At 72.5% G+C, this 23047-nt stretch carries 20 protein-coding genes; 16 read left to right on the forward strand and 4 right to left on the reverse strand.

All coding sequences use genetic code 11. The features are described from left to right. Positions 1-123 precede the first annotated feature (123 nt). Positions 124-747 (reverse strand): TetR family transcriptional regulator, encoded by a 624-nt coding sequence (locus ACH4VO_RS02670; RefSeq protein WP_360984154.1) that lies wholly within the window; start codon positions 745-747, stop codon positions 124-126. A gap of 105 nt (positions 748-852) precedes the next feature. Here ACH4VO_RS02670 and ACH4VO_RS02675 point away from each other — a divergent pair, with 105 nt between their 5' ends. The 3 genes from ACH4VO_RS02675 to ACH4VO_RS02685 all read left to right on the forward strand — a co-directional run bounded on the left by ACH4VO_RS02675 (position 853) and on the right by ACH4VO_RS02685 (position 2720). Next, the gene (locus ACH4VO_RS02675; RefSeq protein ID WP_360984157.1) at positions 853-1008 is read left to right on the forward strand and encodes a hypothetical protein; all 156 of its coding nucleotides are present in this window, start codon (positions 853-855) and stop codon (positions 1006-1008) included. Positions 1009-1045: 37 nt separating this feature from the next. Next, the gene (locus tag ACH4VO_RS02680; RefSeq protein ID WP_360984159.1) at positions 1046-1420 is read left to right on the forward strand and encodes a DUF4190 domain-containing protein; all 375 of its coding nucleotides are present in this window, start codon (positions 1046-1048) and stop codon (positions 1418-1420) included. A 130-nt stretch (positions 1421-1550) separates the two neighbouring features. Then, positions 1551-2720, forward strand: a complete 1170-nt coding sequence (locus ACH4VO_RS02685) for a cysteine desulfurase family protein (protein WP_360984162.1) — start codon at positions 1551-1553, stop codon at positions 2718-2720. 130 nt (positions 2721-2850) lie between these two features. Here the strand turns inward: ACH4VO_RS02685 and ACH4VO_RS02690 are convergent, their stop codons facing one another. Beyond that, complete coding sequence (locus tag ACH4VO_RS02690) at positions 2851-3510, reverse strand: N-acetylmuramoyl-L-alanine amidase (RefSeq protein ID WP_360984165.1); 660 nt, start codon at positions 3508-3510, stop codon at positions 2851-2853. 61 nt (positions 3511-3571) lie between these two features. Between ACH4VO_RS02690 and mnmA the strand changes: the two genes are divergently transcribed. Beyond that, positions 3572-4714, forward strand: coding sequence for a tRNA 2-thiouridine(34) synthase MnmA (mnmA, locus tag ACH4VO_RS02695; RefSeq protein ID WP_360984168.1), 1143 nt, complete (start codon positions 3572-3574; stop codon positions 4712-4714). A 25-nt stretch (positions 4715-4739) separates the two neighbouring features. Here the strand turns inward: mnmA and ACH4VO_RS02700 are convergent, their stop codons facing one another. Continuing rightward, entirely contained in the window at positions 4740-5555 is an 816-nt protein-coding gene (locus tag ACH4VO_RS02700; RefSeq protein ID WP_360984171.1) for an alpha/beta hydrolase, read from the reverse strand. Positions 5556-5626: 71 nt separating this feature from the next. Further along, complete coding sequence (locus ACH4VO_RS02705; protein WP_360984174.1) at positions 5627-5962, reverse strand: DUF427 domain-containing protein; 336 nt, start codon at positions 5960-5962, stop codon at positions 5627-5629. A gap of 75 nt (positions 5963-6037) precedes the next feature. Between ACH4VO_RS02705 and ACH4VO_RS02710 the strand changes: the two genes are divergently transcribed. The 12 genes from ACH4VO_RS02710 to ACH4VO_RS02765 all read left to right on the forward strand — a co-directional run bounded on the left by ACH4VO_RS02710 (position 6038) and on the right by ACH4VO_RS02765 (position 23040). Beyond that, positions 6038-6577 carry a TIGR00730 family Rossman fold protein gene (locus ACH4VO_RS02710; protein ID WP_360984177.1) on the forward strand — a complete coding sequence of 180 codons (540 nt, stop codon included), beginning with the start codon at positions 6038-6040 and terminating at the stop codon, positions 6575-6577. 15 nt (positions 6578-6592) lie between these two features. Continuing rightward, positions 6593-7282, forward strand: a complete 690-nt coding sequence (locus tag ACH4VO_RS02715) for an SDR family oxidoreductase (RefSeq protein ID WP_360984180.1) — start codon at positions 6593-6595, stop codon at positions 7280-7282. Between the two features lie 69 nt (positions 7283-7351). Continuing rightward, complete coding sequence (locus ACH4VO_RS02720) at positions 7352-8377, forward strand: methionine synthase (RefSeq protein WP_360984183.1); 1026 nt, start codon at positions 7352-7354, stop codon at positions 8375-8377. 30 nt (positions 8378-8407) lie between these two features. Then, entirely contained in the window at positions 8408-10603 is a 2196-nt protein-coding gene (ligA, locus tag ACH4VO_RS02725) for an NAD-dependent DNA ligase LigA (RefSeq protein WP_360984186.1), read from the forward strand. A gap of 304 nt (positions 10604-10907) precedes the next feature. After that, positions 10908-13055, forward strand: coding sequence for a bifunctional diguanylate cyclase/phosphodiesterase (locus ACH4VO_RS02730; protein ID WP_360984189.1), 2148 nt, complete (start codon positions 10908-10910; stop codon positions 13053-13055). Positions 13056-13294: 239 nt separating this feature from the next. Further along, positions 13295-13591 carry an Asp-tRNA(Asn)/Glu-tRNA(Gln) amidotransferase subunit GatC gene (gatC, locus tag ACH4VO_RS02735; protein WP_069170545.1) on the forward strand — a complete coding sequence of 99 codons (297 nt, stop codon included), beginning with the start codon at positions 13295-13297 and terminating at the stop codon, positions 13589-13591. A 5-nt stretch (positions 13592-13596) separates the two neighbouring features. Then, positions 13597-15099, forward strand: a complete 1503-nt coding sequence (gene gatA, locus ACH4VO_RS02740; RefSeq protein ID WP_360984193.1) for an Asp-tRNA(Asn)/Glu-tRNA(Gln) amidotransferase subunit GatA — start codon at positions 13597-13599, stop codon at positions 15097-15099. Next, entirely contained in the window at positions 15096-15338 is a 243-nt protein-coding gene (locus tag ACH4VO_RS02745) for a hypothetical protein (RefSeq protein WP_069170543.1), read from the forward strand. The genes gatA and ACH4VO_RS02745 overlap by 4 nt, the downstream gene beginning before the upstream one ends. A 16-nt stretch (positions 15339-15354) precedes the next feature. Beyond that, positions 15355-16863, forward strand: coding sequence for an Asp-tRNA(Asn)/Glu-tRNA(Gln) amidotransferase subunit GatB (gene gatB / locus ACH4VO_RS02750; RefSeq protein WP_360984197.1), 1509 nt, complete (start codon positions 15355-15357; stop codon positions 16861-16863). Positions 16864-17104: 241 nt separating this feature from the next. Continuing rightward, complete coding sequence (locus tag ACH4VO_RS02755; protein WP_360984357.1) at positions 17105-18364, forward strand: SLC13 family permease; 1260 nt, start codon at positions 17105-17107, stop codon at positions 18362-18364. A gap of 127 nt (positions 18365-18491) precedes the next feature. Continuing rightward, positions 18492-20600, forward strand: a complete 2109-nt coding sequence (locus ACH4VO_RS02760) for a phosphocholine-specific phospholipase C (protein WP_360984200.1) — start codon at positions 18492-18494, stop codon at positions 20598-20600. Between the two features lie 220 nt (positions 20601-20820). After that, complete coding sequence (locus tag ACH4VO_RS02765) at positions 20821-23040, forward strand: MMPL family transporter (RefSeq protein ID WP_360984203.1); 2220 nt, start codon at positions 20821-20823, stop codon at positions 23038-23040. Positions 23041-23047: the final 7 nt, after the last annotated feature.

Consider the following 23047-nt stretch of genomic DNA (forward strand, 5'->3'; position numbering starts at 1 on the left):
ACCGACCCGCAGCCGAGCAGACCGGCCGCCGGATCCCGGTGGGCCCGGCGCGCGCTGGACGAGCCGCCCGCGTCGGCTCCGCGGCCGGCCGCCCGGGGCGAGGGCCCTCTCGCGGCGGTGGTCTCAGGGGGCGTCGAGCCAGTGGGCGCGGCCCACGGTCACCAGCCGCAGTCGGCGCCGGGCCATCCGGACGACCTCCCGCTCCCCGTCGGGCCCCGCGTCCAGCAGCGCGGACGCGGTGAGCACCATGTGGTCCACGTAGAGCCCGCCCAGCATCAGGAGATCCTCGGGGTCCCAGCCCGCCGACTCCGGTTCCGCGGCGAGCGCCGCCGCCACCTCTTCGGCGAACAGCCGGAGCTGGGCCGCTATGGCCTCCCGGACCGCGCCGACGCCGCCGTGCTGCTCGCGGGCGATGAAGCGGAAGTGCGCCGGCTGCGCGGTGACGTGACGGCTGATCAGGCCCACGCTCCGGTCCAGCCGCTCCTCGCTGTCGCCCGTCTCGGCCAGGATGGCGCCGATCATTCCGTGCAGGCTGCCCAGGGTCTGCTCGACGAGGGCCACACCCAGCGCCGCCGTGCCGTCGAAGTGGCGGTAGAAGGCGGTCGGGGCCACACCGACGGCCCGGGTCACCTCGCGCAGGCCAAGGCTGCTCAGGCTCTGGTGCTCCAGCAGCCGCAGGGCGGCGTCGAGCAGCGCCTGACGTGTCTTCAGCTTCTGGGCCTGGCGGATGCCGAGGGTGTGACTCATGCCATTCAGTAAACAACCGCTCTCCGAGTACCGGAAGGGGTGTGAGGTCTAGACTCGAAAGTCAGTAAACAGTCGTACTCTCAAGTCGAGGAAGAGAGGCCGCACATGTTCGTCCTCGTCGCCGCCCTGCTCCTGCTGGGGGTCGTCCTCGGAGCGGTGGCACACCTGCCGCTGCCCGTGACCCTTGCCGCCGCGGCCGTGATCGGCTTCTGGCTGGTGGCCTTCGGCGTCCGCGAACGCCATGCCCGCCGTACCCGCTGATCGCCCGCCCGACCCGCCGAGAGAAGGAGCTCGCACCATGACTCTCACCACAGTCCGCGCCGACCGCCGCCCGGGCGTCCCGAGCACGGGAACCGGGGCCACCGGGCCGGCGCCCGGTACCGGGGCCGACGGCACCCCGCCCACCGGATCGGCGCCCGCCACCCGGAGGCCGCGCGGCCAGGAGGCCGACGGTCTGGCCGTCGCCTCGTTCGTGCTCGGGCTGCTGGGCCTCCTGGTCATGAACATCCTGCTCGGGCCGGCCGCCATCGTCATGGCCCTCGTCGCCCTCGCCCGCTCCACCGCCCGCCGCGGCCGCGCCCTGCTCGGGCTCGCCCTCGGCGTCGCCGACCTCGTCGTCCTCGCTGTCCTGGTCACCGTGAACGGCACCGTCTCCTGGAGCTTCGGGGGCTGATCCGGGGCGGTCCGAGCGCTCTCCGGTACCGGCCCGGGCGAGCCCGGCGCCGCGACGGCACCCCCGCGGGGGCCGCGAGACCATCCGCCCGCCGAGCGCCCCGCCGCGGGCTCGTAGAATCGGGGGCACCATGGCCTACCTCGACCACGCCGCGACCACGCCGATGCTTCCGCAAGCGATCGCGGCGATGACCGCGCAGCTCGCCGTCACCGGCAACGCGTCCTCACTGCACGCCGCCGGGCGACGTGCCCGCCGTACCGTCGAGGAGTCCAGGGAGACCCTCGCCGACGCTCTCGGCGCCCGCCCCAGCGAGGTGGTCCTCACCTCCGGCGGCACGGAGGCCGACAACCTCGCCGTCAAGGGCCTGTACTGGGCCCGCCGCGACGCCGACCCGCGGCGCACCAGGGTCCTCGCCAGCCCCGTGGAGCACCACGCCGTACTCGACGCCGTCGACTGGCTCGCCGGGCACGAGGGCGCCACCGTCGAATACCTGCCCGTCGACCGGTACGGGCGGGTGCACCCGGACGCCCTGCGCGAGGCCGTCCTGCGCAACCCCGACGACGTCGCGCTGATCACCGTGATGTGGGCGAACAATGAGATCGGCACCGTCATGCCGGTACATGAACTCGCCCAGGTGGCCCGCGAGTTCGACGTACCGATGCACGCCGACGCGGTGCAGGCCTTCGGGCAGCTGGAGGTCGACTTCGCGCGGTCCGGGCTGGCGGCCATGACCGTGAGCGCGCACAAGATCGGCGGCCCGTTCGGTATCGGCGCGCTCCTCCTGGGGCGCGACCACGCCCCCGTACCCGTCCTGCACGGAGGCGGGCAGGAGCGGCACGTGCGCTCCGGCACCCTCGACGTGCCCGCCGTGGCCTCGTTCGCCGTCGCCGGGCGGCTCGCCGCCGAGCGGCGCGAGGACTTCGCCCGCGAGATCGGCGGGCTCCGCGACGAGCTGGCCGACGCCGTGCTGCGCGCCGTCCCGGACGCCCTGCTCGGAGGTGACCCCGCTCCCGGCGGCCGGCTGCCGGCCAACGCCCACTTCACCTTCCCGGGCTGCGAGGGCGACTCCCTCCTGCTGCTCCTGGACGCCCAGGGCATCGAGTGCTCCACCGGCTCGGCGTGCACGGCCGGCATAGCGCAGCCCAGTCACGTACTGCTGGCCACCGGCACCGACCCCGACCTGGCGCGCGGCACCCTGCGCTTCTCGCTCGGCCATACCTCCACCGGGCAGGACGTGGAGGACCTGGCCCGCGCCATCGGGCCCGCGGTGACCCGGGCCCGCACAGCCGGCCTCACCTGACCCGCCCCGCGCCCGCTGCGCTCCTGCGCCCGCCGTGGCCTTTCGTTGTGAGGCCACGGACGCCGGAATCGGGAAACAAGCCCCACATTTCCGTCCACTCGCTCACCACGACACATCGGTGAGGGCGGGGTCAGGTACGGGCGGCGCGGATCTGGGCGAGGTAGCGGGGCCAGTCCCAGTGGGGGCCGGGGTCGGTGTGGTCGGCGCCGGGGACCTCCACGTGGCCGATGATGTGCTCGCGGTCCACCGGTATGCCGTACCGCCGGCAGACCGTGGCCGCGAGGCGGGCCGAGGACGCGTACATGGCGGCCGTGAAGTCCTGGGGGCGGTCGACGAAGCCCTCGTGCTCGATGCCGACACTGCGCTCGTTGTACGAGCGGTTGCCCGCGTGGAAGCCCACGTCCAGCTCGCGGATCATCTGGACGACCCGCCCGTCCTTCCCCACGATGTAGTGCGCCGCGGCGCCGTGGGCCGGGTCCTGGAAGACCTTGACCGCGCTGCCGAGGCCGCCCTGCGTGACATGGACGACGATGCGGTCGACGGCGTAGTCGTCGGGGCGGTCGGCGCGGCGCCAGTTCGCCTCGGAGGCCCCGATCCAGCGGGCGCCCGCGTAGTCCAGCTCGCCCGGCTTGCGGGGCTTCTCCACGCCCGGGACGCGCCACCACACGCGCCGCACCCCGTCCCAGGCCAGAGCGGCCGTACCCGCCGCCGCGGCGGCACCGCCGCCGATCAGCAGCGTGCGCCGGCTGACGCCGTGCGCCGGTGCTCCGCCGTTCCCCTTGGTCCCCATGTGATCGTCAACGCGTATGCGCGCGCATTCGGTTCCCGGCGACCCGTACCCTGGACAGGCTATGACTCAGACCTCCCAGCGCCCCCTCCGCGTACTCGCCGCCATGTCGGGCGGTGTCGACTCGGCCGTCGCCGCGGCCCGAGCCGCCGAGGCGGGCCACGACGTGACCGGTGTACACCTCGCCCTCTCCGCGAACCCGCAGTCCTTCCGCACCGGGGCCCGCGGCTGTTGCACCATCGAGGACTCCCGCGACGCCCGCCGGGCGGCGGACGTCATCGGTATCCCGTTCTACGTCTGGGACCTCGCGGAACGCTTCCGCGAGGACGTCGTGGACGACTTCGTCGCGGAGTACGAGGCGGGGCGCACGCCCAATCCGTGCCTCCGGTGCAACGAGAAGATCAAGTTCGCCGCGCTGCTCGACAAGGCACTCGCCCTCGGCTTCGACGCGGTCTGCACCGGCCACTACGCCACCGTCGTGGTGAACGAGGACGGCACCCGGGAGATGCACCGCGCCTCGGACATGGCCAAGGACCAGAGCTACGTGCTGGGCGTCCTGGACGAGAAGCAGCTCGCCCACGCGATGTTCCCCCTGGGCGACACCCTGACGACCAAGGACGAGATCCGGGCCGAGGCCGAGCGCCGGGGTCTGGCCGTCGCCAAGAAGCCGGACAGTCACGACATCTGCTTCATCGCCGACGGGGACACCCAGGGCTTCCTGGCCGGCCGCCTCGGCGGCCCCGCGGAGGGTGACATCCTCGACGAGTCGGGGACGAAGGTCGGCACCCACGAGGGCGCGTTCGGCTTCACCATCGGCCAGCGCAAGGGCCTGCGCATCGGCCACCCCGCCCCGGACGGCAAGCCGCGCTACGTCCTGGACATCTCCCCGGTGAACAACACGGTGACCGTCGGCCCGGTGGAAGCCCTCGACGTCACGGCACTGACCGCGATCAGGCCCCGCTGGTGCGGCACGGCACCGGCCGGGCCGGGTACGTACACCGCGCAGTTGCGGGCCCACGGCGGCGAGACGGAGGTGACGGCGGAGCTGGTCGACGGCACCCTGCACGTCGCCTTCACCGAGCCGGTGCGGGGCGTGGCCCCCGGACAGGCGGTCGTGCTGTACGACGGGACGCGGGTCGTCGGGTCGGCCACCATCGCGACGACGGTGCGCCGCGACGAGCCGGCGGCCGCCGGCCGGCAGGGCTGAGGGCCGGCGGTCCCTCCGGTCCGGGTCAAGTTGACGGCGTTCCGGTCGCCGCCCGCTCCGCGAACACCTCCCGGGCGAAGAACTCCGCCAGCACCGGCGCGATCGCCTGCGGTGCCAGCTCCCGAGTCTGCCCCGTCAGGGTGCGGTGCCGGCCCCGGGGAAGCGCCGCCGCGAGGGCCTGCGTGGTCCCGTGGGCCTGCGGGGTGCTGAAGCCGCCGGTCACGACGAGGGTGCGGGCCGTCACCGCGGCGAACCGATCGGGGATCTCGCCGTCGCCGAGCAGCTCGTCGTCGTAGGCGAGGGTGTGGGCCAAGGCCTCCAGGTCCGCCCACAGCAGGGCGTGCCGCATCCGCGCGATCGTCGCCTCGGGGACGCCCGTGCGGGAGAGGTACAGGGCCACCGCGCCGCCCCGGTCGCCCTCCGACAGGAGCCGGTGCAGCAGAGCCGTGCACCGGGACTTGTACAGCAGACCGGCCGGACCCGGGGTGTACGGAGGCTCGTAGACGGCGAGGAGGTCCACGGGCAGACCCGCCGCGTGCGCCTCCAGGGCCAGCGCCCCGCCCGACAGCATGCCGAACAGCGACACGCGCCCGCCCACCCGGGCCGCCACCGCTGCCAGGTCCTCGATCTCGCGGCGGACCGCGTACGGCCCCCCGTCCCCGCTGGCGCCTCGCCCACGGCGGTCGTACGTGACCACCGTGAAGCGCGGGGCCAGCAGGGCGGCCAGCGGCGCCTCGGTCGCGGCGGTGCTCAGCGCCCCGCCGACCAGGATCACCGGCGGCCCGTCACCCTGGCGGCGGTACGCGATCGACGTGCCGTCAGCCGAGAAAGTCTTGTCCATGGGGGGTGGACCCGCGCGGACCGCGGAAATCATCGCCACCGCGGGCAGGAGCCGGAAAAGACCTCCGGCCGTCAGCGGGCGATGAGATCCGTGGCGTAGAAGCAGAAGTGGTTCCGGATCGCGGCCACCTGTTCCCTCGGCTCCGGATACGCCCAGACGAGGTCCGCCGCGTCCGGCAGCGACCAGTAGGACGCGTCCCCCTTGAACGGGCAGTGCGTCCGCGTGTCCGACGGGATCAGCAGTTCCGTACGGACGTCCTCGGGCGGCAGGTAGTAGCGGTCGGGGCAGCCCGTCTCGCGCAGCAGGAGCGGGCGGCGGCTCTCGGCGAGCACCTGCCCGTCGTGCACCGCCCGCACGTGCGCGGCGACGGGCTCGACGGTGATGTGGTGTCCAGGAGGGGGAGTCATACCTGCTTCAGCCGCGGCGGAAGCCGGATTCTTCCCGCCCGGCCCGATGTCGGAGGCGGCCCGTACGGTAGGCGCATGAACATCTGCGTCTTCCTCTCCGCCGCCGACCTCGACGAGCGTTACACCGTGCCCGCCCGCGAGTTCGCCGAACTGCTGGGCCGTGGCGGGCACACCCTGGTCTGGGGTGGATCGGAGAGCGGGCTGATGAAGGTGGTCGCCGACGGCGTGCAGGAGGCCGGCGGGCGGCTCGTCGGGGTGTCGGTGGACTTCCTGGCGGCGAAGGCGCGGACGGACGCCGACGAGATGGTGATCGCCGGGGACCTGGCCGAGCGCAAGGCGTTGCTCCTGGCGAAGGCCGACGCGTTCGTGATCATGGTGGGCGGCACGGGGACACTCGACGAGGCCACCGACATCCTGGAGCTGAAGAAGCACGGCCGGCACGCCAAGCCCGTCGTCGTGCTGAACACCGACGGGTTCTACGACGGTCTGCGCCTGCAGTTCCAGCGCATGGAGGACGAGGGATTCCTGCCCGTTCCCCTCACCGACCTGGTCTTCTTCGCGAAGGACGGGGTAGGGGCGCTCGCCTACCTCGAGGAGTCGGCCGGCCTGCGGTGATGCGAGCATGAGGCCATGCCTACTCATCTCATCACCGGTGCCGGCTCCGGCATCGGCGCAGCCGTCGCCCGCCGCCTCCTGGAGCGCGGCGACGAGCTCGTGCTGCTGGCCCGCGACGCCGGCCGTGCCAAGGAACTCGCCGCGCTCCACCCCGGGGCGCGCACGCTCGTCGGCGACCTCGGCAACCCCGACCGGCTCTCCTGGGCGTTCGGGCAGCAGCCCATGCCCGAACGCCTCGACTCGCTGCTGCACGTCGCGGGCGTCGTCGAACTCGGCCGGATCGGCGACCTCACGCCCAAAGCATGGCACTTCCAGCTCAACGCCAACCTGATCGCCCCTGCCGAGGTGACCCGCCTGCTGCTCCCGCACCTGCGCGTCACCCAGGGCCACGTCGTCTTCGTGAACTCCGGGGCGGGTCTGGACGCGCACGCCGAATGGGGCGCGTACGCCGCCAGCAAGCACGGCCTGAAGGCGCTCGCGGACTCGTTGCGCCACGAGGAGCACGGCAACGGGATCCGCGTCACGTCCGTCTACCCGGGACGCACCGCGAGCGCCATGCAGGCCAAGGTCCACCAGCAGGAGGGCAAGGAGTACGACCCCTCCCGCTGGATCGACCCGGACTCCGTGGCCACCACGATCCTGCTGGCGCTCGACCTGCCGCGCGACGCCGAGATCAACAACCTCACGGTCCGCCCGGGCCGCTGAGGCGCGCCGGGCCCGATCGCCGGACCCCGCCCCGGCAGCCCGGTGGGCCGGGGCCCGTAGGCTCTCACCGTGAGCGAGAAGAGCAAGTTCAGCGCGTGTGCCGCGACCGGGATCGGGTCCATGCCGGGAGGCGACGCCCGTGAGGCCGCGAAGACGGTCACCGGGTCCTTCGCCGACGGTCAGGGCATGCCGTATCTGGCGGAGCTGCCCGCGCGCGGTCCCGGCGCGGACATGATCGGGCGGACGGTCGGCCTGCTCGTCGAGATGTACGGCCACGTCGAGCCCAGCGGCTGGCGGATCAGCGACCGGCCCGGCCGCGACACCCGCCGGGCCCGCTCCTGGCTCGGCGAGGACCTCGACGCCCTGGAGGAGTTCACCCAGGGCTACGAGGGGCTCCTCAAGGTGCAGGCGGTCGGCCCCTGGACCCTGGCCGCCGGTCTGGAACTGCGGGGCGGCGAGGCGATGCTCGGGGACCCGGGGGCCTGCCGCGACCTCGCGGGTTCACTGGCCGAGGGACTGCGCTCCCACCTCGCCGAGGTACGGCGCCGGGTGCCGGGCGCCGAGGTCGTGCTCCAGCTGGACGAACCCTCGCTCACCGCCGTACTCCAGGGCCGGGTCAGGTCGGCGAGTGGGTACCGCACCTACCGGGCCGTCGACCGCCAGGTCGCCGAGGGGACCCTGCGCGAGCTGCTCGCGGTGAACGGCGAAGGCCCCACGGCCGTGCACTCGTGCGCCCCCGAGGTGCCGTTCGCGCTTTTGCGCCGCGCCGGAGCCGACGCCGTCTCCTTCGACTTCTCCCTGCTCACCGAGCGTGAGGAGGAGGTGATCGGAGAAGCCGTCGAGGGAGGCACCCAGCTCCTCCTCGGCGTGGTCCCCGGCACCGACGCCGCCTCGGCCGCGTTGTCGGACCCGGGCGGTAGCGTCATGGGTGTCAGGACGCTGTGGAACAGGCTGGGGCTTGATCCGGGGACTCTCGCCGAGTCCGTGGTGATCACCCCGGCCTGCGGTCTGGCGGGCGCCTCGCCGGCGTACGCACGCGCCGCGCTCGCCCACTGCGCCCGGGCCGCGAGGTCGCTCGCAGACAACCCTGAGTAACGGCACCACGGGCTGACGGGAGGACGGACAATGGCCGGCGAACAGCGGGAACAGCAGCTGACCACGGTGCCGGCGGAGGCACAAGAGCAGCATGCTCTCCTCGCCGAGCAGATCGAGGAACACCGCTTCCGGTATTACGTGAAGGACCGGCCGGTCGTCAGCGACGCCGAGTTCGACCGGCTGATGCGCGAGCTGGAGGCCGTCGAGGACCGGTACCCCCAGCTGCGTACGCCGGACTCGCCGACGCAGAAGGTCGCCGGCCCCTACACCACGGAGTTCACCTCCGTCGAGCACCGAGAGCGCATGCTCTCGCTGGACAACGCGTTCGCCGACGAGGAGCTGGCGGCCTGGGCCGAGCGTGTCGCCAAGGACGTGGGCGGCCCCGGCTACCACTTCCTGTGCGAGCTCAAGGTGGACGGCCTCGCCGTCAACCTCACCTACGAGCACGGCAGACTGACCCGCGCGGCGACCCGCGGCGACGGCCGCACCGGCGAGGACATCACGCCCAACGTCCGGACGATCTCCGAGATCCCGCACCGGCTCCGGGGCGACCGGGTCCCCGCCCTGGTCGAGATCCGCGGCGAGGTCTTCTTCCCCATGGAGGCCTTCGAGGGACTCAACGCCCGCTTGGTCGAGGCGGACGACAAGCCCTTCGCCAACCCGCGCAACGCGGCGGCGGGTTCGCTCCGCCAGAAGGACCCCAAGGTCACCGCCACCCGCCCGCTCCACATGGTGGTCCACGGCATCGGCGCCCGCGAGGGCTTCGACATCGACAGCCTCTCGCAGGCCTACGACCTCCTCCGCGAGTGGGGCCTGCCGACGGCCCGGCACAACAAGGTCGTCGACTCCCTCGACGGGGTGCGGGAGTTCATCGCGTACTTCGGGGAGCACCGGCACTCCGTGGAGCACGAGATCGACGGGGTCGTCGTCAAGGTCGACGAGATCCCCCTCCAGGGACGGCTGGGCTCCACCTCGCGCGCCCCCCGCTGGGCGATCGCCTGGAAGTACGCGCCGGAGGAGGTCAACACCAAGCTCGTGAACATCCGGGTCGGTGTCGGGCGGACCGGCAGGGTCACGCCCTACGCCCAGGTCGAGCCCGTCGAAGTGGCGGGCTCCGAGGTCGAGTTCGCCACCCTGCACAACCAGAACGTGGTGAGGGCCAAGGGTGTCCTCATCGGTGACACGGTGGTCCTGCGCAAGGCGGGTGACGTCATCCCGGAGATCCTCGGGCCGGTCGTCGACCTGCGGGACGGCAGCGAACGCGCCTTCGTCATGCCGTCCCACTGCCCCGAGTGCGGGACCGCGCTGCGTCCCATGAAGGAGGGCGACATCGACCTCCGTTGCCCCAACGCCCGCTCATGCCCAGCCCAGTTGAGGGAGCGGGTGGCCTACCTCGCGGGCCGTAAGTGCCTGGACATCGACCACTTCGGCTATGTGGCGGCAGCCGCCCTGACCCATCCGCTGGAGCCCGCCGAACCGCCGCTGCGCGACGAGGGCGACCTCTTCGGCCTCACGGTGGAACAGCTGCTCCCGATCCGCGCCTACGTCCTGGACCAGGACAGCGGGCTGCCCAAACGCGATCCGAAGACGGGCGACGAGAAGATCGCGAAGGTCTTCTCCAACAAGGCGGGGGAGCCGAAGAGTAACGCCCTGGCGATGCTGGAGGGCATCGAGGCCGCGAAACAGGCCCCGCTCGCCCGGATCCTCACCGGACTCTCGATCAGGCACGTGGGGCCCGTCGCCGCCGCCGAACTGGCCCGGCAGTTCAGGTCCGTCGAGCGCATCGACGAGGCGACCGAGGAGGAGCTGGCCGCGGCGGACGGGGTCGGGCCGATCATCGCGGCCTCCGTCAAGCAGTGGTTCGCCGAGGACTGGCACCGCGAGATCCTGCGCAAGTGGCGGGAGGCCGGAGTCCGGATGGAGGACGCGGGCGCGGGGGAGGACGAGGGCCCGCGGCCGCTGGAAGGCCTCACCGTCGTCGTCACCGGCACCCTGGCGAGCCACACCAGGGACGGCGCGAAAGAAGCGCTGCAGAGCCGCGGGGCGAAGGTGACGGGCTCCGTCTCGAAGAAGACCTCCTTCGTCGTGGTGGGCGAGAACCCCGGGTCGAAGTACGACAAGGCCGTGCAGCTGAAGGTGCCCGTCCTCGACGAGGAGGGCTTCGCGGTCCTCCTCGGCGAGGGGCCGGACGCCGCCCGCGCGGCCGCCGTCCCGGCCGAGGCCTGATCGAGGCACGATCGAGACCCTGCCGGGGAGTGCCGGTGGGCGGGAGGGGAAGAATGCCGGCAGAGCGGAGCGGAAGGCCCTGGCCGACCGGGATGCCTCACTCGTTCGGCGCATATCCGACGGTCGGGGACGTCAGGTCCGCATTCGGGCAGGAGCTGTAGAGCGCTGCGCACAGGGGCTGTTGGCGGCCTACTGTTGCACGTGCACCTGCCGTGCCCGGCCGCGTGGTGGGAATCGGGTCGTGGTGGCATGGGAGCGGAGGCCGCCGTGGGGCATCGGCACCGCCGGCTGTGAGAGGGACGGAATGGAACCGACCGAGGGCGCCGCACGGGTGACGCGGCTGCAAGGTTTCGCGGGCGCCACACCGAAAGTGGGGACCGTCGTCGTGGTGGCCGCCGCGGTGCAGCTCGCGGCCGGGTTCTACCGGACGCTCCGCGACGGCGAGGCGCTCTTCCCCGCCGGCACGGCCGGCTGGTCGCTCGCCCTGCTCACCGGAATCGTCGTCGGCCATTTGGTCGCCCTCGGGCGCGATCGGTGGTGGGGCGGCACCGGATCGGGGGCAGCCCTCACCCTCGCCGTGCTGCTCCTGTACGGCTGGGTGCCCGCCGGACTGGTCAGCCTCGTCGTCGTGGTGCTCGTCGGCACGGCCCGCCGGCGCCGTTGGCGGCAGGGTCTGCTGCACGGCGCGGCGGACATACTCGGCGTCGGGGCCGCCGCGCTCCTGCTCTCCGCGTTCGGTGAGGTGCCGACGGTCGCATCGCCCTGGCTGCCCCTCCAGTGGGGCATCGGGGCCGTACCGAAAGTGCTGCTGGCCGCCGCTACCCACCTCCTGGTCACCCGTGCGCTGCTGTGGTGCGCCCGGGCGTCCCAGGGCGGCGCGCTGCCCACCGTCGCGCGCACCGCGCTGCTGCGCCAGGGACTCGTCGCCGTCGCCCTCCTCGGTATCGCCCCGCTGATCTGCGTGGTCGCCTCCGCCATGCCCGTCCTGCTGCCGCTCTTCGCGGTCCCGCTGATCGCCCTGGACTCCACGCTCTGGATCGCCCGCGCCCGGGCGGAGGAACAGCTCCAGGACCCGCTGACCGGACTGCCCAACCGCCAGTGGCTGCTGGAACGCACGTGGACGGCGCTGGAGGAGGCCGAGAGCGCCGGCACCCGATCGGCCCTCGTCCTCATCGACCTCGACCGCTTCCGGGCCGTCAACGACACCCTCGGCCATCTGGCGGGGGACCGGCTGCTCCTGCAGATAGCGGAACGGCTCCGTCTGGCCCTGCCGCGTGGTGCGGAGGCCGCACGCCTGGGCGGCGACGAGTTCGCCGTACTCCTGCCCACCGCCGACTCCACCACCAGCGCCCAGCGCGTCGCCCGCCATCTGGTCGCCGAGCTCTCCTCGCCGCTCGACCTCGACGGGCTCACCCTCGTCCTCGAGGCGAGCGCCGGGGTCGCCGTCCACCCCGACCACGCGCTGGACGCCGAGGGACTGCTCAGACGCGCGGACGTGGCCATGTACCAGGCCAAGCGGGACCGTACGGGCGTGGAGGTGTACGAGTCCAAGCGCGACAGCAACACCCCCGACCGGCTCGGCCTCCTGGGCGACCTGCGCCGCGCCCTGGACGCCCGCGAGGTGGAGCTCCACTACCAGCCGAAGGTCCGCTTCGACGGCCAGGTCGCCGGACTCGAGGCGCTCGTACGCTGGGTTCACCCGGAGCGCGGCAGGGTCCCCCCGGACGAGTTCATCGCGATCGCGGAGTCCTCCGGCCTGATGCCGCACCTCACCGAGTACGTCCTGGACACCGCGCTGGCCCAGGTGGCCCGGTGGCGCGCCCAGGGCCTCTTCGTCCCGGTCGCCGTCAACGTCTCGCCGCGTGACGTCCACACCCCCGGCTTCGCCGGCAGCGTCGCCGCCCGGCTCGCCCGGCACGGCGTCCCGGCGGGTGCGCTGCAGCTGGAGATCACCGAGCACGTCCTGCTGGAGGATCCTCAGCGGGCCGCCGACACCCTGGCCGGGCTGACCGCGCACGGGGTGAAGATGTCCCTCGACGACTTCGGCACCGGCTACTCCTCGCTGGTGCACCTGCGCAAGCTGCCCGTCAGCGAACTCAAGATCGACCGGTCGTTCGTCGCGCGGCTGGCCGTCGACACCGAGGACGCGGAGATCGTCCGCTGCACCATCGACCTGGCGCACTCGCTCGGCCTGCTGGTCATCGCCGAGGGCGTCGAGGACGACGAGACGTGGGAACGGCTGCGGGACCTGCGCTGCGACGCGGTGCAGGGCTGGCTCGTCGCCGCGGCGATGCCCCCGCAGGAGACCACCGCGTGGCTGCTGGCCAGGGGCGAGCACGGATGGCGGCGGCCGGCGGAGCGGGAGGCCGCCGCGGCTGCGGCGAGGGCCTTACGCGAGCCGGAGCAGCGGGCCGCCGGGCGCGCGGTACAGCCGGGGCCGGCGACGGCCTGACGGATCCGGGCGGACGCCGGAAGCGGGCAGCAGCCTGGGAGGGCCCGTCCTGCGGACGCCGGGAGCGGGCGGAGGTACCTGCCGGCCGCACCGGTGGCCGTTTTGTCGGCAATCGCCGGACGGGCGTGGCCGGGCCGGACCGGGTTTGCGGGGCAGCGGGCGGGGAAGCAGGCGGGGCAGCGGGTGGAGACCCCATAGGATTGGTCCAAAACCACACACCAACCCCTGAGGATCGCTGCATGCCTGGCATCACGCGCGAGGAGGTCGCCCACCTCGCCCGGCTGGCACGTCTGGAGCTGAAGGGCGAAGAGCTCGAGCACTTCGCCGGTCAGCTCGACGACATCATCGGCGCGGTCGCCCGCGTCTCCGAGGTCGCCGACCGAGACGTCCCGCCGACCTCCCACCCGCTGCCGCTGACCAACGTCATGCGGGCGGACGAGGTCCGTCCGTCGCTCACCCCCGCGCAGGCGCTCTCCGGCGCCCCGGCCCAGGAGCAGCAGCGTTTCAAGGTGCCGCAGATCCTGGGGGAGGACTAACAGCCATGACGGACAACAGCACCATCATCAAGCTCACCGCGGCCGGGATCGCCGAGAAGATCGCCTCCGGCGAGCTGACCGCCGTCGAGGTCACCGAGGCCCACCTGGCCCGGATCGACGCCATCGACGAGAAGGTCCACGCCTTCCTGCACATCGACCGCGAGGGCGCGCTCGCGCAGGCCCGCGCGGTCGACGCGAAGCGGGAGGCGGGCGAGAAGCTCGGCCCGCTGGCCGGCGTCCCGCTCGCGCTGAAGGACATCTTCACCACGCGGGACATGCCGACCACCGTCGGTTCGAAGATCCTCGAAGGCTGGGTGCCGCCCTACGACGCGACGCTCACCCGGAAGCTCAGGGACGCCGACGTCGTCATCCTCGGCAAGACCAACATGGACGAGTTCGCCATGGGGTCCTCCACCGAGAACAGCGCGTACGGCCCCACCGGCAACCCCTGGGACCTCACCCGTATCCCGGGCGGCTCCGGCGGCGGTTCCTCCGCCGCGCTCGCCTCCTTCGAGGCGCCGCTGGCCATCGGCACGGACACCGGCGGCTCCATCCGCCAGCCCGCGGCCGTCACCGGCACCGTGGGCGTCAAGCCGACCTACGGCGGCGTCTCCCGCTACGGCATGGTCGCCTTCTCCTCCTCCCTCGACCAGGGCGGCCCCTGCGCCCGTACGGTCCTGGACGCGGCCCTGCTCCACGAGGTCATCGGCGGGCACGACCCGCTGGACTCGACCTCCATCGACGCCCCGGTCCCGCCGGTCGTCGAGGCGGCGCGCAACGGTTCCGTACGGGGCATGCGCGTCGGCGTCGTCAAGCAGTTCTCGGGCGAGGGCTACCAGGCCGGTGTCGTCCAGCGCTTCGAGGAGTCGGTCGAGCTGCTGAAGTCGCTCGGCGCCACGGTCGTCGAGCTGGACTGCCCCTCCTTCGACCTCGCCCTGTCGGCGTACTACCTCATCGCGCCGTCCGAGTGCTCCTCGAACCTGGCCCGCTTCGACGCCATGCGCTACGGCCTGCGCGTCGGCGACGACGGCACACGCTCCGCCGAGGACGTCACCGCGCTGACCCGCGAGGCCGGATTCGGTGACGAGGTCAAGCGCCGCATCATCCTCGGTACGTACGCCCTGAGCTCCGGCTACTACGACGCGTACTACGGCTCGGCGCAGAAGGTCCGCACCCTCATCACCCAGGACTTCGAGAAGGCGTTCGAACAGGTGGACGTGATCGTCTCGCCGACGACGCCCACCACCGCCTTCCCGATCGGCGAGCGCGCCGACGACCCGATGGCGATGTACCTCGCGGACCTGTGCACCATCCCGACCAACCTCGCCGGCAACTCCGCCATGTCGCTGCCCTGCGGTCTGGCTCCGGAGGACGGCCTGCCGGTCGGGCTGCAGATCATCGCCCCCGCCATGAAGGACGACCGGCTCTACAAGGTCGGAGCCGCCGTCGAGGCCGCATTCGTGGAAAAGTGGGGGCACCCGCTGCTTGAGGAGGCTCCGTCACTATGAGCGCAATGGCAAAGAAGGCCAAGAACTTCAAGAAGTCCAAGTCCGGCGTCTACGTGTCGCTGGGCACCACCGCCTTCGGCGCACTCAGCGTCGTCAAGCAGGCGAGGCTGGCCCGCCAGGAGAACGACACCCTGCGGTTGATCGACGCCGCCGTGTCCGCCGCCGCGATCGTGACCGGTATGGCGATTCTCTACCGCGAACTCAAGCGTCTCGGCGACGACGACGTCCTGCTGGGCTGAGAGGGAAAGTTTCACCGTGACTGTCATCGACCTGGAGTCGTACGAGGGCGCCCTCGCGACGTACGACCCCGTCATGGGCCTCGAGGTCCATGTGGAGCTCGGCACCAGGACCAAGATGTTCTGCGGGTGCTCCACCGAGCTGAAGCAGGACGCCAACTCGCAGACCTGCCCGGTCTGCCTCGGGCTGCCGGGCGCGCTGCCGGTCGTCAACGAGATCGGCGTCGAGTCCGCCATCAAGATCGGTCTCGCGCTGAACTGCGAGATCGCCGAGTGGTGCCGGTTCGCCCGGAAGAACTACTTCTATCCGGACATGCCGAAGAACTTCCAGACCTCCCAGTACGACGAGCCGATCGCCTACAACGGCTATCTGGACGTCCAGCTGGAGGACGGTGAGATCTTCCGCGTGCAGATCGAGCGCGCCCACATGGAGGAGGACACCGGCAAGTCGACGCACGTCGGCGGTGCCACCGGCCGTATCCACGGCGCGTCCCACTCGCTGCTGGACTACAACCGCGCGGGTATCCCCCTCATCGAGATCGTCACCAAGCCGATCGAGGGCGCCGGCGCCCGGGCCCCCGAGGTCGCCAAGGCGTACGTCGCCGAGCTCCGCGAGCTCATCAAGGCGCTCGGCGTCTCGGAGGCCCGGATGGAGATGGGCCAGATGCGCTGCGACGTCAACCTGTCGCTGCGCCCCCACGGCACCGAGACGTTCGGTACGCGCTCCGAGACGAAGAACGTCAACTCGCTGCGTTCCGTGGAGCGTGCCGCCCGCTTCGAGATCCAGCGCCACGCCGCGGTGCTGAACTCCGGCGGCACGATCGTGCAGGAGACCCGGCACTTCCACGAGGAGGACGGCTCCACCACGGCCGGCCGCATCAAGGACAACGCCGAGGACTACCGCTACTTCCCCGAGCCCGACCTGGTACCGGTCGCGCCGTCCCGCGAGTGGGTCGAGGAGCTCCGTAAGGGACTTCCCGAGCTGCCCCGGCTGCGGCGTCAGCGGCTCAAGGAGGAGTGGGGTGTGGGCGAGCACGACATGCAGTCCATCCTCAACGCCGGCGCCGTCGACCTGATCGTCGCGACGACGGACGCGGGGGCCCCGTCCGACCAGGCCCGCAAGTGGTGGATGGGCGAGCTCGCCCGCAACGCCAACGAGACCGGCCGCGGCCTCGACGAGCTGCCGATCACTCCGGCGCAGGTCGCCCGGGTGGCCGCGCTCGTCGCGTCCGGTGACCTCAACGACAAGCTGGCGCGCCAGGTCATCGAGGGTGTCCTCGCGGGCGAGGGCGACCCGGACACCGTCGTCGAGAAGCGCGGCCTGAAGGTCGTCTCGGACGAGGGCGCGCTGGGCACGGCCGTCGACGAGGCGATCGCCGCCAACGCGGCCGTCGCCGACAAGATCCGCGGTGGCAAGGTCGCCGCCGCGGGCGCGCTCGTCGGTGCCGTCATGAAGGCCACCCGCGGTCAGGCGGACGCGGCGCGTGTGCGCGAGCTGATCCTGGAGAAGCTCGGCGTCGAGGGCTGACCCTGCCGGGCCCTGGGGGCGGCGCACCCGTGACCCGGGTGCGTCGCCCGCCTGTTTTCCACCGGGTGGTTCTCCTCGCACGCCCCGCCCCGGCACCTGTGCCCCCGTCGCCCGTCCCGGCCCCTGGCCCCGTCGCCGGCCCCCTCCCGGCCCGGCCGGCCCCCGGCCCGTTCCGTCCCCCGTCCCCGCCCGGCCACCTGTCGTCCCCTCGCCCGCCCCTCTCCCCGGTCCGGAGTCCGACCTGAACACCGTCGCCGCCGGCGTCCTGTCCGCCGTGCTACTCCTCGCTGTGCTGGCGTGCGCTGTGGTACGCCCCAGAGGATGGCCGGAGGCGGCTGTGGCCGTTCCGGCGGCGGTCCTGGTCGTCGCGGCCGGGGTGGTGCCGTTCGACGAGGCCAGAGCTCAGGTGGAGAGCCTGCTGCCGGTGGTCGGATTCCTCGCGGCGATCCTGGTCCTGGCCCAGCTGTGTGCCGACGAGGGCCTGTTCGCTGCAGCCGGGGACCTCGTCGCACGGGCCTGCGGCGGCCGGACCGGGCCCCTGCTCGGCGGCGTGTTCGCCGTCGCCGCGGGGATCACCGCCGTACTGAGCCTGGACGCCACGGTCGTGCTGCTGACCCCGGTCGTCCTCGCCACGGCCGTCCGTGTCGGCGCCCGCCCCCGCCCGCACGTCTACGCCTGCGCGCACCTCGCCAACTCGGCGTCCCTGCTGCTCCCGGTCTCCAACCTGACCAATCTGCTGGCGTTCACCGCGAGCGGGCTCTCCTTCACCCGCTTCGCCGCGCTCATGGCCCTGCCGTGGCTGGCCGCCGTCGCCGTCGAGTACCTCGTCTTCCGCCGGGTCTTCGCCGCCGACCTGCTGGCCGGCGCGCACACGCCGGAGCCGGGGGAGGCCCGGCCCGGCTTCCCGGTCTTCACGCTCGTCGTCCTCGTCCTCACCCTGACCGGTTTCGTCGTCACCTCCTTCGCGGGCGCCGAGCCGCTGTGGGCGGCTCTCGCCGGAGCCGCGGTCCTCGCGGTCCGCGCGCTGGCGCAGCGCAGGACGACGGTCGCCCGGGTGGCACGGTCGGCCAACGTGCTGTTCTGCCTTTTCGTGCTGGCCCTGGGCGTGGTGGTCAAAGCCGTCGTGGACCACGGGCTGGGCGACTGGGTGGGCCGGATCCTCCCGGACGGTTCCTCGCTGCCCGAGCTGCTGGCGGTCGCCGCGGTGGCCGCCGTACTGGCCAACCTGATCAACAACCTGCCCGCCGTCCTGGCGCTCCTGCCGGTCGTCGCCGCGGCGGGCCCGGGACCGCTGCTCGCCGCACTGATCGGGGTGAACATCGGCCCGAACCTCACCTACGTCGGCTCCCTGGCCACCCTGCTGTGGCGCCGCATCCTGCACGCCCACGGCACCGACGTCGAACTCGGCCTCTTCACCCGGCTCGGGCTGCTGACCGTACCGGCGACGCTGGTGGTGTCGACCGTTGCGCTGTGGGGTGCCCTGCGCCTCTTCGGGGCGTGACCTGCGGGCCGGCGCGCGGGCTGCCCGGCGACCGGACCGACGTTCACCGGCAGGCCGTACGGCGGTCTTCCCGCCGCCACCCGCCGCGATTAGTTTCCCGCCGTAGGAACGGAATCGGGAGGCTCACTTGACCACGCACATGACACGGCGACGGCTCTTCGCGCTCGGGGGCGGCGCACTCGGCGCCGCGGCGGCGGGATCCTTCCTGCCCCCCTCGCTCCAGGCCGCGATCGCCGCGCAGCCCGCCGCCGGACCCGGCGCCGCGGGGCTGGACGCCATCGAGCACGTGGTGATCCTCATGCAGGAGAACCGTTCCTTCGACCACTACTTCGGGACCCTGCGCGGGGTGCGCGGCTTCGGTGACCGCAACGCGGTCGAACTGCCCTCCGGCAAGCCGGTCTTCGCGCAGCCCGGCCCGCTGGGCGGCACCGTCCTGCCGTTCCCGGTACGCGAGGCCGCCGAGGCGCAGAAGAAGGACCTCCAGTACATCGGGGCCCTCGACCACTCCTGGAGCGGGGGTGCCAAGGCCTGGGCCGGGGGCTGGATGAACGGCTGGGTCTCCGCGAAGACGGCCGCGACCATGGCGTACTACGACCGCCGCGACATCCCGCTGCACTACGAACTCGCCGACACCTTCACCGTCTGCGACGCCTACCATTCCTCGATCCACACCTCCACCAGCCCGAACCGCAACCACCTGTGGAGCGGCAGAACGGGCGACGAGGCGAACGGCAAGCGGGCCGTGGGCAACGACGCGTACGACGAGGGCACCCACCCCGGGTACGACTGGGGCACCTACGCGGAGCGGCTGGAGAAGGCCGGGCGGAGCTGGAGGACGTACACCGAGTGGGAGAACTTCACCGACAACCAGATCGAGTTCTTCACCACCTTCAAGGCCATCGCCCGCAAGGCGCTGGCCAGGACCGGCGGCCACACCTACATGGAGTCCTTCTACGCCACCGTGCGCGACGCTGACGCGCCGGCCGAGCGGGAGCGGCTGCTGGGACTGCTGGAGCAGGGCGTCGCCACCCTGACCCCGGCCGAGCGCAGCCTCTTCGAGCGGGGGCTGCGCCGGGTCGAGACGGGCACCCTCGCCGACGAGTTCGCCAAGGACGTGGCGGCGGGGACGCTGCCCGAGGTCTCCTACCTGGTCCCCTCGGCGGTGGACTCCGAGCACCCGAGCGTCTCCTCGCCGGTGCACAGCGCGACGGTCGTATACAAGATCCTCGACGCCCTCGGCCGGCACCCCGACGTGTGGCGGCGCACCGTCGTCCTCATCAACTACGACGAGAACGACGGCTTCTTCGACCACGTTCCGCCGCCGGTCGCCCCCGCGGAGGTGACCGAGGAGCAATGGGAGGGCAGGCCCACGGGTCTCGGCGTGCGGGTGCCCATGCTGGTGGTCTCCCCGTGGACGGTCGGCGGATACGTCTGCTCGGAGGTCTTCGACCACACCTCCGTGATCCGCCTCCTGGAGCGCTGGACGGGGGTGCGGGAGCCCAACATCGGTGACTGGCGGCGCAAGGTGACCGGCGACCTCACCTCGGCCTTCGACTTCACCCGGGCGCGGCGCCGGCCGGAGACGGGACTCCCCGGCGCGATCCCGCCCTTCGGCGGACGCTGGCAGCCCCGGCCGCCGGCCGTCCAGCACATGCCCGTCCAGGAGCCGGGGACCCGCCCGGCCAGGCCCCTGCCGTACCAGCCGGACGCGGAGGCGCGGCGCGCGGACGGCGGCCTCCTGGTGGCTCTCAGCAACACCGGCCGCTCCTCGGCGCACTTCGCGCTCTACCCCTACGCGAACGAGTTCCCCGCTCCCCAGCACCAGGACGTCCGGGGCACCGGCCGGTGGACGGTGCCGCTGACCGGCGAGGGGTACCGCTTCACGGTCACCGGGCCGAACGGCTTCCGGCGGGAGTTCGAGGGGGCCGCCGACGGCGGCGCCGAGGTCTCCTCCCGCATCGACGCCCGCGAACGGGACCTGCACCTCACACTGCGCAACCACGGCAGGCGCACACTGACCTTCACCGTGCGGCCGCTGGGGTACGTCGACGAGGACGACCTGCGCGACTGGAGCCGGACCGTCAAGGTGAAGCCCGGGCGCAGCCGTACGGTGGTGCACTCGGCGGCCGACGCGCACGGCTGGTACGACCTCGCGGTGACGGCCGACGGGGAGGAGTCGTTCCGCCGCCGGCTGATGGGACACATCGAGAACGGCAGGGCCAGCGTCTCGGGCTGACCCCCGACCGCGGGAGGCGGCGCGGGGGAGCGGGGCGGAGGGGCTGGAGAGGCGCCGGGGAGTGGTGGGTGAGAAGTCCAGCAGTGTGACCATGGCCACGAAAGGGACAAAGGATCACATCTGACTGCCAGAGTGGTTTCTCTCAGGTCATGTGAGGCTTTTCCAGGGTTCGGCACGTCAACTCCGGACAAGTGTCCACGAACCCTCAGGAGCACGTCCGTTGGCCGCCATCGCACGCTGGTGCCTCGCGCACCGCCTCGCCGCCGTCCTCATCTGGCTCTTCGCCCTGGGTGGCGCCGCCACGGCGGCGGGCTTCGCGGGTTCCGCGTACACCGACGACTACGAGGTCCCGGGCACCGAGGCGGGCCGCGCCGGCGACATCCTGACGGAGGGCTTCACGAACCTGGGCGGCGACACCGACACCGTCGTCTGGCACACGACGGGCTCCACCGTCCGTGCTGCCGGCATCGAGCGGACGATGACCCGCACCCTCGACCGGATCGAGGCGCTGCCGGGCGTCGGAGACGTGAGCGGACCCTACGGGGCGGCCGGCACCGGGCAGATCAGCGCCGACAGCCGTACCGGGTACGCCACGATCACCTTCGACCGCCGCACCGACGACATCCCGAAGGAACAGGTCCAGGCCGTCGTCGACACCGCGAAGGCGGCCGAGCGCGACGGGCTGCAGGTCGAGCTCGGCGGCGCCGCTATCGCGCTGACCGAGGCGCCGTCCGTCCACTTCGCCGAGGCCATCGGGGTGGTCGTGGCCGCGGTCGTCCTCTTCCTCGCCTTCGGATCCCTCGCCGCCAGCCTGCTGCCCGTCGCCACCGCCCTGGTCTCCGTCGGCACCGCCTACGCCGGTATCGCGCTCCTCGGCCACGTGATGACCGTCGCCGACTTCGCGCCGATGCTGGGCATGCTGATCGGGCTCGGCGTCGGCATCGACTACGCCCTGTTCATCGTCACACGGCACCGCCGGGGCCTCCGCCGCGGCCTGTCCGTCCACGAAGCGGCACAGAACGCCGTCGCCACGACCGGGCGCGCCGTCGTCTTCGCCGGAGCCACCGTCTGCGTCGCCCTGCTCGGCATGCTCGTCCTGCGGCTCGGCTTCCTCGACGGCGTCGCCCTCGCCGCCGCGCTCACCGTGGTGCTGACCGTCGCCGCCTCCGTGACCCTGCTTCCCGCCCTGCTCTCCTTCATCGGCATGCGGGCCCTGAGCCGGCGCGAGCGCAGGGAGCTCGCCGAGCACGGGCCGAGGCCGGAACGGACCACCGGCTTCGCCGCCCGATGGTCCGGGTTCGTCGAGCGGCACCCCAAGCTCCTCGGAGCGGTCGCCGCGGCCGTCATGGCGGTGATCGCGCTGCCTGCTCTCGACCTGCACCTGGGCAGCTCCGACCAGGGGAACAACCCGGCCGCGGCCACCACCCGGCAGGCGTACGACCTGCTCGCCGAAGGGTTCGGCCCCGGGGCCAACGGCCCCCTGACCATCGCCGCCCACCTCGACGGAGCCGACGACCGGCTCGCCCTGGACGGTCTGCCCGCCACGCTGCGCGGCATCGGCGGCGTCGCCTCGGTGAGCCCGGTGACGTACAACAGCAGCGGTGACACGGCGTTCGTCACCGTGGTCCCGGACTCCGCTCCGCAGTCGCAGCTGACCAGTGAACTCGTCGACCGGCTACGGACCGACGTCCTGCCGCAGGCCCGGGCCAACACCTCGCTCGAGGTGCAGGTGGGCGGGGTGACGGCCGGTTACGACGACTTCGCCGAGGTCATCGTCGGCAAACTTCCCCTCTTCGTCGGGGTGGTCATCGGACTCGGCTGCCTGCTCCTGCTGCTGGCCTTCCGCTCCCTCGCCATTCCGCTGAAGGCCGCCGTGATGAACGTGGCCGCCGTCGCCGCCTCCTTCGGTGTCGTCGTCGCCGTCTTCCAGTGGGGATGGGGCAGCGAACTGCTGGGCCTCGGCAACGCCGGCCCGATCGAGCCCTTCCTGCCGGTGATCATGGTCTCCGTGCTCTTCGGGCTCTCGATGGACTACCAGGTCTTCCTGGTCGGCCGGATGTACGAGGAGTGGCTGGAGACGGGGGACAACCGCACGTCGGTCCGGGTCGGCCTCGCCGAGACGGGGCGGGTGATCAACTCCGCCGCGGTCATCATGATCGCCGTCTTCCTCGCCTTCGTGCTCAGCGGCGACCGTGTCATCGCGATGTTCGGCATCGCGCTGGCCGCGGCCGTGGCCCTCGACGCCTTCGTCCTGCGCACCCTGCTGGTGCCCGCCCTGATGCACCTGCTCGGCGGCGCCAACTGGTGGCTGCCCGCCCGGCTCGACCGGCTGCTCCCCCGCATCAGCATCGAACCGCCGGACCTGCCGACGGCCCGTGCGAAGATCCCGGGGGAGCGCACCGGCGACGCGGACCGGCCCGTCGCGCAGCGCGTCCACTGAAGCGAGG

Source organism: Streptomyces sp. NPDC020780 (genome assembly GCF_044334475.1).
In the GTDB taxonomy this organism is placed as follows: Bacteria; Actinomycetota; Actinomycetes; order Streptomycetales; family Streptomycetaceae; genus Streptomyces.

Bases quoted from the DNA above. Each gene is read 5' to 3' on its own strand.
- ACH4VO_RS02670 (WP_360984154.1), bottom strand. From the start codon at position 747: ATGAGTCACACCCTCGGCATCCGCCAGGCCCAGAAGCTGAAGACACGT.
- ACH4VO_RS02675 (WP_360984157.1), top strand. From the start codon at position 853: ATGTTCGTCCTCGTCGCCGCCCTGCTCCTGCTGGGGGTCGTCCTCGGA.
- ACH4VO_RS02680 (WP_360984159.1), top strand. From the start codon at position 1,046: ATGACTCTCACCACAGTCCGCGCCGACCGCCGCCCGGGCGTCCCGAGC.
- ACH4VO_RS02685 (WP_360984162.1), top strand. From the start codon at position 1,551: ATGGCCTACCTCGACCACGCCGCGACCACGCCGATGCTTCCGCAAGCG.
- ACH4VO_RS02690 (WP_360984165.1), bottom strand. From the start codon at position 3,510: ATGGGGACCAAGGGGAACGGCGGAGCACCGGCGCACGGCGTCAGCCGG.
- mnmA (WP_360984168.1), top strand. From the start codon at position 3,572: ATGACTCAGACCTCCCAGCGCCCCCTCCGCGTACTCGCCGCCATGTCG.
- ACH4VO_RS02700 (WP_360984171.1), bottom strand. From the start codon at position 5,555: ATGGACAAGACTTTCTCGGCTGACGGCACGTCGATCGCGTACCGCCGC.
- ACH4VO_RS02705 (WP_360984174.1), bottom strand. From the start codon at position 5,962: ATGACTCCCCCTCCTGGACACCACATCACCGTCGAGCCCGTCGCCGCG.
- ACH4VO_RS02710 (WP_360984177.1), top strand. From the start codon at position 6,038: ATGAACATCTGCGTCTTCCTCTCCGCCGCCGACCTCGACGAGCGTTAC.
- ACH4VO_RS02715 (WP_360984180.1), top strand. From the start codon at position 6,593: ATGCCTACTCATCTCATCACCGGTGCCGGCTCCGGCATCGGCGCAGCC.
- ligA (WP_360984186.1), top strand. From the start codon at position 8,408: ATGGCCGGCGAACAGCGGGAACAGCAGCTGACCACGGTGCCGGCGGAG.
- ACH4VO_RS02730 (WP_360984189.1), top strand. From the start codon at position 10,908: ATGGAACCGACCGAGGGCGCCGCACGGGTGACGCGGCTGCAAGGTTTC.
- gatC (WP_069170545.1), top strand. From the start codon at position 13,295: ATGCCTGGCATCACGCGCGAGGAGGTCGCCCACCTCGCCCGGCTGGCA.
- gatA (WP_360984193.1), top strand. From the start codon at position 13,597: ATGACGGACAACAGCACCATCATCAAGCTCACCGCGGCCGGGATCGCC.
- ACH4VO_RS02745 (WP_069170543.1), top strand. From the start codon at position 15,096: ATGAGCGCAATGGCAAAGAAGGCCAAGAACTTCAAGAAGTCCAAGTCC.